The 2,847-nt window shown below is 69.6% G+C and carries 2 protein-coding genes; one reads left to right on the top strand and one right to left on the bottom strand.

The window, feature by feature from the left end; genetic code table 11:
* Positions 1-1,642, top strand: a 1,642-nt coding sequence (locus tag QZV72_RS07740; protein WP_297006949.1) for a DUF5635 domain-containing protein, incomplete at its 5' end; no start/stop codon positions are given.
* A gap of 55 nt (positions 1,643-1,697) precedes the next feature.
* Here QZV72_RS07740 and QZV72_RS07735 read toward each other — a convergent pair.
* Positions 1,698-2,847: thymidine phosphorylase (locus QZV72_RS07735; protein ID WP_297006945.1), on the bottom strand; the 1,150-nt coding region annotated here is incomplete at its 5' end.

Raw genomic sequence — 2,847 nt, 5'->3', positions numbered from 1 at the left:
TACCACCGAGACCCAGTCGGTCGACTTCAAGGAGGAGGCCGGACGCCGCAACGGACCGGATATCGAACCCGGCCTCCCCGAGAACCCCCAGGCCGCCACCGCCCTGGCCGACGAGGTCGCCTGCATGGCGAACTCCCCTGGTGGCGGCGCCCTCGTTGTCGGCGTGGAGGACCGCTCCGGACGCGTCATCGGCACCGAACTCGACATCGACTGGCTCCGCGACCGCATCTACCGCGGGGTCGGTGTGGCCCCGGACATCGTCACGGACCAGGTCGAGGGGCTCCGTATCCTCGTCATCTACGTCGCGGAGGCGCGCGAACCCGTGGAGGACACCGGCAGCAGGATCCGGTGGCGTGTCGCCGACCACTGCCAGCCGATCGACCGGGCCCAGTGGTGGGAGCACCGCGACCGGGCGTCCTCCTCGGACCCGATGGCCGAGGCCTCCGTCCGCACCATGGCCGATGTGCGACCCGCAGCGGTCGCCCTCGCCCGGCGCTGGACCGGACTCGACGCGAGCGAGCGTCCTGACGAGGAACTCCTGCGCAGCCTGGGGGCACTGCGCTCCGACGGGTCACTCACCCAGGCCGGTGCCCTGCTGTTCACCCCGGCGGACAGAACCGCCCTGGAGTTCACGGCCTTCGACGTCCACGGTGGTTCAGTGACCAACACACTCCGACCCGCGACCACGGCATCCGTCCTGGAGCAGTTGGCGGAGACGGAGACGGTTATCTCCGGGTCGAACACCTTCCTCACCTCCGAACGCGGAATCCACCATGAGCAGATCCGGCGAATCCCGGACCGGGCGGTCCGTGAGGCGCTGCTCAATGGTCTGATCCACCGGGACTGGAACCGTTCCGAACCCACCGAGGTCAGGTGGACCGACATGGATTCCACACTGAGCGTCCGAAGCCCCGGCGGATTCCCCGGATCCGTCACCTCCGACAACATCCTCAGTAACCGGGAGGCCCGGTACCCGGCACTCGCCGATCTCTTCCGCGCCCTCGGCCTGGTCGACAAACAGGGGGTGGGGGTCGACCGGATGTACCGTGACCTCATCGTCCTCGGGCACCGACCGCCGGAGATCACCGAGGTCGCCGGACGGTACGTGCAGTGCACCCTGGTCGGCGGCGTTCCGGTCTACCCGGTACTCGACTGCGTCCGGGCGGTCCGACCGGAACCCCGGCAGTCGGATTTCCGCGTCGCGGTGATCCTCTACGAACTGCTGCACCAGGCGTTCATAACCCTGGAGACCACAGCAGTGGCGCTGCAGTCCTCGACCGAGTCGGCACGGGTCGCGCTGGAGGCTGCCCGCCAGTCCACGGTCCGCTCCGAGCCGCTCATCCGTCATCACAAGGACGCGTGGATCCTCGGCGACACCGCCCGGTCCTTCCTCGACGCCGCCTACGATCCGGGCAGTACCTTCCCCGTCATGTCCTACCTTTCGACGGACCGTGACAACCAGACCGCGGTCGCTCTCGGCTGGGTCGCGGCGTTCGGTTCCGTGACCACCGGTGATCTCCAGGTGCTTACCGGAACCTCCCGCGGCACCGTGAAGCGCACCCTGGACGGACTGGTGGAGGACAGGACCCTCGTCAGTCTGGGGGCCGGACGCTCCAGCCGCTACGAGAAAGCACCTCGCTAATCTCACACGGATCGGCGCAGTGGGGGAATCTTTGTTAGATTAGAGGGTAGCTAATCTAACAATCAGCTGGTCGCAGCGTGTTTGAGTTCCCGCCGATCCGCCCCAGAATCACCGATTCCCGGGCCCCCGGCGCCTCATCGGCGACCGTCCAGGCACCGTCGAGGGACGCCAGAGCGCGGTCGAACCGGACTTCCTCGTCCGCGTGCAGGGTGAACAGCGGTTGCCCGGCGCGGACCCGCTCGCCCACCACCGTGTGCAGTTCGATGCCCGCGCCGGCGGAGACGGCGTCCTCCTTGCGCGCCCGGCCCGCACCGAGCCGCCAGGACGCCACCCCGAACGCCAGTGCATCCGTGTGCGTGAGCCACCCGTCCCGGTCAGCGAGGACCTGGTGGGTGTGCGCGGCGGTGGGCAGGTCCGCGTCCGGGTCCCCGCCCTGCGCGTGAATCATCGCCCGCCAGGAGTCCAGGGCACGGCCGTCGGTGAGGGCGGCGGCGGGGTCGGCGTCCGGCAGGCCGGCGGCGTCCAGCATCTCCCGGGCCAGGGCCACGGTCAGTTCCACGACGTCCTCCGGTCCTCCACCGGCGAGCACCTCGACGGCCTCGCGGACCTCCAGGGCGTTGCCGACGGTACGGCCCAGCGGCCGGGACATATCGGTGAGCAGCGCGGAGGTGGCGAGGCCGGCGTCCGCCCCGATCTCCACCATCGTGGTGGCGAGCAGGCGCGCGCTCTCCAGGTCCTTCATGAACGCCCCGGAGCCGACCTTCACGTCGAGGACCAGCGCGCCGGTGCCCTCAGCGATCTTCTTGCTCATGATGGAGGACGCGATGAGCGGCACCGATTCGACCGTGCCGGTGACGTCCCGCAGGGCGTAGAGCCGCCGGTCGGCCGGGGCGAGATCCTCCCCCGCCGCGCAGACCACACCGCCGACGGTCGTGAGGATCTCGCGCATGCGGTCGGTGCTGATCTGCGCAGTCCACCCGGGGATCGACTCGAGCTTGTCGAGGGTGCCGCCGGTGTGGCCGAGGCCGCGTCCGGACAGTTGCGGCACCGCCACCCCGAAGGACGCCACGAGCGGTGTGAGCGCGAGGGTGATCTTGTCGCCCACTCCGCCGGTGGAGTGCTTGTCGGCGGTGGGTTTCCCGAGGTCAGTGAAGTCGAGGGTGGTGCCGGAGTTCACCATGGCGGTGGTCCACCGGGAGGTCTCG

Origin of the sequence: uncultured Corynebacterium sp. (assembly GCF_902782855.1) — a bacterium.
Lineage (GTDB): Bacteria > Actinomycetota > Actinomycetes > Mycobacteriales > Mycobacteriaceae > Corynebacterium.
This window is presented reverse-complemented; position numbering and strand designations above follow the sequence as displayed.